Source organism: Aeromonas piscicola (assembly GCF_000820005.1).
Taxonomy (GTDB): Bacteria; Pseudomonadota; Gammaproteobacteria; order Enterobacterales; family Aeromonadaceae; genus Aeromonas; species Aeromonas piscicola.
Window position 1 is genome coordinate 180,999 of the sequence record NZ_CDBL01000071.1, and the last position, 6,883, is coordinate 187,881.

A 6,883-nucleotide genomic window follows, 5' to 3' on the forward strand; every position below is an offset into this window, starting at 1 on the left:
TGATGTGATGATGAAGCAATACCTGCAAGTGACCAAGCCAGGCATCATCTTCGGTAACCTCATCTCGGTTATCGGGGGATTCCTGCTGGCCTCCAAGGGGAGCCTGGATGTGCCCCTGTTCATCCTGACCATGGTGGGTGTCTCCCTGGTGGTGGCCTCCGGTTGTGTGTTCAACAACTACATCGACCGGGACATCGACTGCATCATGGAGCGCACCAAGAACCGCGCCCTGGTGAAGGGGCTGATCGCCCCCGGTGTGTCGCTCTGGTATGCGAGCGCGCTGGGCGTTGCGGGCATTGCACTGCTCTACTTTGCGGCCAATCCGTTGGCCGCCTTGCTGGCAGTGCTGGGCTTCCTGGTCTATGTGGGGGTTTACAGCCTCTACATGAAGCGTCACTCCGTCTATGGCACCCTGGTCGGCAGCCTCTCCGGCGCCGCGCCACCCGTCATCGGCTACTGCGCCGTGAGCGGTCAGTTCGACTCGGGCGCCTTGATCCTGCTGGCGATCTTCAGCCTGTGGCAGATGCCGCACTCCTATGCGATTGCCATCTTCCGCTTCAAGGATTATCAGGCCGCCAACATACCCGTGCTGCCGGTGGTGAAGGGGATTGTCGTGGCCAAGCACCACATCACCCTCTACATATTGGCCTTTATGGTGCCGACCCTGATGCTGTTCCTCGGCGGTTACGCCGGTTACAAGTATCTGATCGTGGCGACGGCGGTCAGCGTCTGGTGGCTGGGCATGGCGCTGTCGGGTTACAAGCAGGCGGTCGATGACTCCCTCTGGGCCCGCAAGCTGTTTATGTTCTCCATCGTCACCATTACCTGCCTGAGCGTGATGATGTCGGTGGACTTCCAGCCGGACGCAGCGCCGGTTTTAGTGAGCATGCTGCCCTGACCCTGACGCGGCATGTTCTCCCGCGTCGTCATCACTTTCACCTGCCTGAGCGTGATGATGTCGGTGGATTTCCAGCCGGACGCAGCGCCGGTTCTGGTGAGCATGCTGCCTTGATAGTGTGAACTGCACCCCTAAATGCATGAAATCCAGAGCCGGGAACCTTCCCGGCTCTGTTATTATGGGGCCGCCCTGCGGGGCACTTTTCCCGTTGTTCGGGTGTGACGCGCCTTGCGTCATCCACCCCTTGCGTCTCCCTTCTCTTTGACCTATCGAGGCCATCATGAATGATTTCACCATGACGAGGGGCGAGCGCCGCGCGACCTGGGCGCTCGGCTCCGTCTTCTCTTTGCGCATGCTCGGCATGTTTATGGTGCTGCCGGTGTTGACCACCTACGGCATGTCACTGGCGGGCGCCTCCGAAGCCCTGATCGGCCTTGCCATCGGCATCTATGGCATGACCCAGGCGCTGTTCCAGATCCCGTTCGGCTTGCTCTCCGATCGTATCGGCAGAAAGCCATTGATCGTCGGCGGTCTGCTGATGTTTGCGCTGGGCAGCGTGATCGCGGCGCTGACCCACTCCATCTGGGGTGTCATCCTCGGTCGCGCCTTGCAGGGCAGCGGTGCCATCTCGGCCGCCGTGATGGCGCTGCTCTCGGATCTCACTCGCGAGCAGAACCGCACCAAGGCGATGGCCTTCATCGGGGTGAGCTTTGGTATCACCTTCGCTATCGCCATGGTGACGGGCCCCATCATCACTCATGCGCTGGGGCTGTCCGGCCTGTTCTGGCTCATCGCCCTGCTGGCGCTGGGGGGCATAGCCATCACCCTCTGGCTGGTGCCGACCCCGACTGGTCACCTGCTCAATCGCGAGTCCAGCATGGTCAGGGGCGGGATGCGCACCGTGCTCACCAACCCGCGCCTGCTCAAACTCAACCTCGGCATCCTCTGCGTGCACACCCTGCTGATGTCGAGCTTCGTGGCGCTGCCGCCGCTGCTCGAACAAGCTGGTCTGCCCCGTGACAGCCAGTGGCAGGCCTATCTGGTCACCATGCTGGTCGCCTTTGTGAGCGTGGTGCCCTTCATCATCTATGCCGAAAAGCGCCGCCAGATGAAGCGGGTATTCCAGGCTTGCGTGCTGGTGATGCTCATCGCCGAAGTGGTGTTGTGGCAGGCCGGGCTGCAGCTGTGGGGCCTGCTCGCCGGGTTGCAGCTCTTCTTTATCGGCTTCAACGTGATGGAGGCGCTGCTGCCGTCGCTCATTAGCAAGGAGTCGCCACCGGGTTACAAAGGCACTGCCATGGGGGTCTACTCCACCAGCCAGTTCATCGGGGTAGCCATCGGCGGCAGCCTGGGGGGCTTGCTCTACAGCCTGGGCGGCGGCGTGCTGGTGTTTGGCAGTTGCGCCCTGCTGGCCCTGGCCTGGCTGGGGGTCAGCCTCACCATGCAGGAGCCCCCCTATGTAAGCAGTCTGCGCATAGTGCTGCCGGCAGGTGTCGAGGCGAGCCCGGCGCTGGAGCAGCGGATCCGCGCCTGTGACGGGGTGAGCGATGTGCTGCTGGCGCCGGCGGAGCATTCGCTCTATGTGAAGGTGGACAGCAAGCGCCTGAGCCGTCGGGATCTGGAGTCGCTGGTCGCCGCCTGACGGCGCCTGCCACCATGAAAAAGCCCGCCAATTCGGCGGGCTTTTTAGTTGGGTTGGGTTTAGTCGGCCAGGCAGAGCTGCTCGGCGGGCAGGCTCGCGGCATCCCCCAGCAGCAGGGTGCTGAGGGCCTCTCTGGCGCACTGTGAGGAGTGCAGCTGGCCGTGCCGGTTGCTCTGCTCCACCCGCACCAGACGGGCGGAGTTGCCAAAGGCGGCCTGCATCTGGCGAGCGCCTGCAAAGGGCGTATTGGGATCGTGCTCGGCGCCGAGCACCAGGGCCTTGGCATCATCCGGGAGCTTTATCTCGCCGGCGCCGTACGTCGCGATGGGCTGGCGCGGATAAGGCCAGTCGGCGCAGGTGTGGAAGCTCTTGGCCAGCAGCAGGGCGCCCGGGCCCTGGAAGGCGGCATCTTCCGGGGCCAGCGCCTGCCAGCCATAGGGCTCACTGTTGTCAGTGCAGTGGATGGCGCTGAAGAAGGGCATTTCCAGCAGATCCTGGTAGGGCGTCTCGCCGACCTGCTCCTGGGTGAGGCGGGCCAGCAGGGGGCCGGCATCATCCTGCTGCCAGAAGGCGAGCTGATCGGCGTGCTGGCTGCCGCTGATGGCATCTCCCATCACCGCTTCCCAGCGGGTGCGGTCGAGCACATTGCCCATGTTGTCCACATAGTGGCCGCTGTCGCGCACTTGCCGGGTCACCGCCATGCTGCGCTGCAACGCCTCGGCCCCGAAGCGCCACTCAAGGATGCGATTGGCATTCTCGGCATCGCCGCGGAAGATGGCCGGGTAGCGGCTCTCGGCAGGGGACATCGGCGAGTCGACCACCAGATTGGCCACGTGGCTCGGGTAGCGGGCGGCATAGAGGGCGGCGAGGCGGGTGCCGTAGGAGAAGGTGATGGGGGTGATGCGGTCGCGCCCCAGATGCTGGCGCACTCGCTCCATGTCCTCGACCACGGCCCGCGAACCCAGGTGCGGCGCATGCAGCCGCAGCGGCTCGTCGCAGCGCTCCCGCAGCGCAGTGACGAAGGCCTTGCCCTGATCGTCACTGCTCTCGAGTGCCAGCAGGGCGCCCTTGTCCTGGCTGGCAAAGACCTTGGCGAGCTGCGCCGGGGTCATGTCCGGCCGGATGCCGCTCTTGTCCGTCAGCAGACAACTTCTAAGTTCGTGTCCGAGCGCGCTGTAACCAGCCCCGCGGGGATCCAGGGTGACTATGTCGTAGTGCGCCAGGATGGCGGGGTTGGCACTGCGCAGCATGTCGAGCAGGGTACCCAGATCCGGGGTGGCCGACGTGGGGCCGCCCGGGTTGTAGAAGAGGGTACCGCGATAGTCGCCGGTGGCGCGATAGTGCACATAGAAGAGGTCGATGGTGTCACCCTTGACCTTGCGGGTCTCCTGCTTGATCTCGCCCCCTGACCAGGAGGGGGTCGAGAAGCGGCTTGTGTTGCCAGAGAGGAAAGTGGCAGCCGGGGCGGGGGCAGGGCGCTTCTCCCATTTGGTCTCCTTGATCTGGACCCACTCCTTGTCGTAATCGAGCGGCACCGTCAGGTAGTGGCAACTGACTTGGCTGGCGGGCACGGCGACGCCATCCTCCTGCCACCCCTGTTGCAATTGGCGGCAGATGTTGCCCGCGTCATAAGCGGCGGTAATATGCCGCGCCTTGAAGGGAGCCTCCTCTTTTTTTTCCAGATTGCAGCCCGCCAGCAGGGCCGGCGCCAGCAAGGATATCATCAGCGTGTATTTCATTTTTTTGTTTCCATCATATTGCCTGAACCCGGGCATGTTACGTGATGGACTCAAAAAAATAGCAGTGGGTAATTGTATGGAAATATTTCAATGTATGTCGGTGAAAATAATTTGGCGCCATTAACTGGGTTATTTGAAAATAATGGCCCGCATAGTGCCCCGTTATTTTTATCGGGATCAATAAATGTCGCTAAGCAGGCCATGTGGCATGAAGGGAGTGCCGGTTATACCTGTGTGCTCACCAGGCCCGCCAGAAGGGTTTGTCCCCCAGTATGGTGGCCCTGTGCATCACCCGTCGTGCCGGCAGATAGTCGGCGTTGGCATAGTGCTGAGTGACCCGGTTATCCCAGATGGCGATGTCGTGCTCCTGCCAGCGCCAACGCACCTGATACTCGGGTTTGGTAATGTGGGCGAACAGGAAGGCGAGCAGCGCCTCGCTCTCTTGCCTCGGCAAGTCGGGCAGGCGGGTGGTGAACCCTTCATTGACGAACAGCGCCTGACGGCCACTGAGGGGGTGGGTGCGGACCACGGGGTGGCGCAGCGGCGGGTGGCGGGCCACCGCCTCCTGCCAGCGTCCATATTCCTCCGGGCTGCCGTTGTGGCGATGGGCCGGGAACGACTTGCTGAAGTCGTGCTCGGCCTCCAGTCCCGCCAGCAGCTGTTGCAGGCGGGGAGAGAGTCCCTCGAAGGCGGCGATGCCGCTGGCCCACAGGGTGTCTCCGCCGACTGGCGGCAACTGCTTGGCTGCCAGGATGGCCAGCGCCGGGGGCGTCTCGATGAAGGTCACATCGGTATGCCAGTTGTCGTTGTCCGGCGGATTCTCGTCGTGGGTGTCGAGCACGATGATCTCTTCGGCCTCGGGCGCATGGGGATAGACGGGATGGATGTGCAGATCGCCGAAGCGGTTGGCCAGCGCCCGCTGGGCCAGGGGGGTGATGGGCTGGTCCCGAAAGAACAGCACCTGATGGCTCAACAGGACCTGATGGAGCTGCTCGAAGTGGCTCTCGCGCAAAGGCTCGGCCAGTTGGATGCCGCTGACCTCGGCACCGATATGGGGGCCAAGGGGGATGATACGCAGGGTATTGCTCATAATCCTTCTCCATGCCACGGCGTCAGGCGACGCTGCAGCGCACGTAAACCAAGTTCCAGAATGAAGGCGATCAGGGCGATCACCAGAATGCCCGCCAGCACCACGTCGGTGGCGAGAAACTCGCCGGCGGATTGCACCATAAAGCCCACGCCGCGGGTGGCGGCGATGAGCTCGGCCGCCACCAGGGTGGACCAGCCGACTCCGAGCCCGATGCGCAGCCCGGTCAAGATTTCCGGCAGGGCGCCGGGCAGGATGACGTACCACAATACCTGCCAGCGGGTGGCGCCCAGCGCCTGGGCGGCCCGCAGCCGCACCTGCTGGGCGCTCTGCACCCCCGTCAGGGTTGCCATGGCGACCGGTGCGAAGATGGCGAGATAGATGAGCAGCACCTTGGAGGTCTCGCCTATGCCAAACCAGATCACCATGAGTGGCAGGTAGGCGAGCGGGGGTACCGGTCGGTAGAGCTCGATCAGCGGATCCAGCATGCCGCGCATTGTGGGGCTCAGCCCCATGGCAATCCCCACCGTTACCCCGCACAGGGCCGCCGCCGTCAGGGCGATCAGAATGCGCTGCAAGCTGGCCGCGAGGTGTTGCCACAGGGTGGCATCCATGAAGCCCTGCGGCCCGGCTATGGTGATCAATTGGCGTAGCACCTGCTCGGGGGGCGGTAAAAACAGGGGGCTTATCCAGCCAAGGTGCGCCACCAGCCACCAGAGGGCCAGCAGGGTGGTCAGGCTAAGCAGGCTCACGCCAAGCCGACGCGGCAACGGCCAGCGCAGACGCACCTTGGCGGGGATTGCCGGGGATGAGAGGGCTGCCGTCATGCAAACACCTCCCGCTCGGCGAAGACCCGGCCGAGCACGTATTCACGCTGCTCGATGAAGGCCGGATCCGACTTGATGCTGCGGCACGATTCACCAGCGGCGAAACGGCGGCCAAAATCCAGGGTCAGCCGCTCGGTGATCCGGCCCGGAGCGGGGGAGAGCAGCACCAGCTCGGTGGCCATGAATACCGCCTCCTCGATGTCGTGGGTGATGAGCAGCACCTGGCGACGCTGCTCGTGCCACAGGCGCAGCAGCAGGGTCTGCATCTGCTCGCGAGTGAAGGCATCGAGGGCGCCGAAGGGTTCGTCGAGCAGCAGCAGTTGTGGCTGGGTAGCCAGGGCGCGGGCGATGCCGACCCGCTGACGCTGGCCGCCTGAGAGCTGCCAGATGGGCTTGGCATGGGCCTCCTCCAGCCCCACCTTGCGCAGCATGGCCCGCGCCCTGGCTTCACGCTCGGGGCGGGGCAGGCCGGCCAGCTGCAGCCCGAAGGCCACGTTGTCCAGCATGTTGCGCCAGGGCAGCAGACCCTCGTGCTGGAACACCACTCCCCGCTCGGCGCCGGGGCCGGTCACCGGCCTGCCCTGCAGGCTGATCTGGCCCTGATGGTGGGTGAGAAACCCCGCGATCAGGTTGAGCAGGGTGGTCTTGCCACAGCCGGAGGGGCCGAGTACCACCATCAGCTCTCCCGCT

Annotated in this window: 6 protein-coding genes; 2 read left to right on the plus strand and 4 right to left on the minus strand. The window is 64.1% G+C overall.

From position 1 onward, the window contains the following. Positions 1-4: 4 nt before the first annotated feature. Together cyoE and BN1128_RS17975 are read left to right on the plus strand one after the other, a co-directional pair. Entirely contained in the window at positions 5-898 is an 894-nt protein-coding gene (cyoE, locus tag BN1128_RS17970) for a heme o synthase (protein WP_042871245.1), read from the plus strand. 280 nt (positions 899-1,178) lie between these two features. Continuing rightward, positions 1,179-2,540, plus strand: coding sequence for an MFS transporter (locus BN1128_RS17975; RefSeq protein ID WP_042871247.1), 1,362 nt, complete (start codon positions 1,179-1,181; stop codon positions 2,538-2,540). Between the two features lie 59 nt (positions 2,541-2,599). Here the strand turns inward: BN1128_RS17975 and BN1128_RS17980 are convergent, their stop codons facing one another. The 4 genes from BN1128_RS17980 to tauB form a co-directional block, all read right to left on the minus strand. After that, on the minus strand, positions 2,600-4,279 hold the full coding sequence (locus BN1128_RS17980) for an alpha/beta fold hydrolase (RefSeq protein WP_042871249.1): 1,680 nt from the start codon (positions 4,277-4,279) through the stop codon (positions 2,600-2,602). Between the two features lie 238 nt (positions 4,280-4,517). Next, positions 4,518-5,369 (minus strand): taurine dioxygenase, encoded by an 852-nt coding sequence (gene tauD, locus BN1128_RS17985; RefSeq protein WP_042871252.1) that lies wholly within the window; start codon positions 5,367-5,369, stop codon positions 4,518-4,520. After that, entirely contained in the window at positions 5,366-6,193 is an 828-nt protein-coding gene (gene tauC / locus BN1128_RS17990) for a taurine ABC transporter permease TauC (RefSeq protein WP_042871254.1), read from the minus strand. The genes tauD and tauC overlap by 4 nt, the downstream gene beginning before the upstream one ends. Next, the coding region (tauB, locus tag BN1128_RS17995) for a taurine ABC transporter ATP-binding subunit (RefSeq protein WP_042871282.1) at positions 6,190-6,883 on the minus strand (694 nt) is incomplete at its 5' end. The genes tauC and tauB, both read right to left, overlap by 4 nt.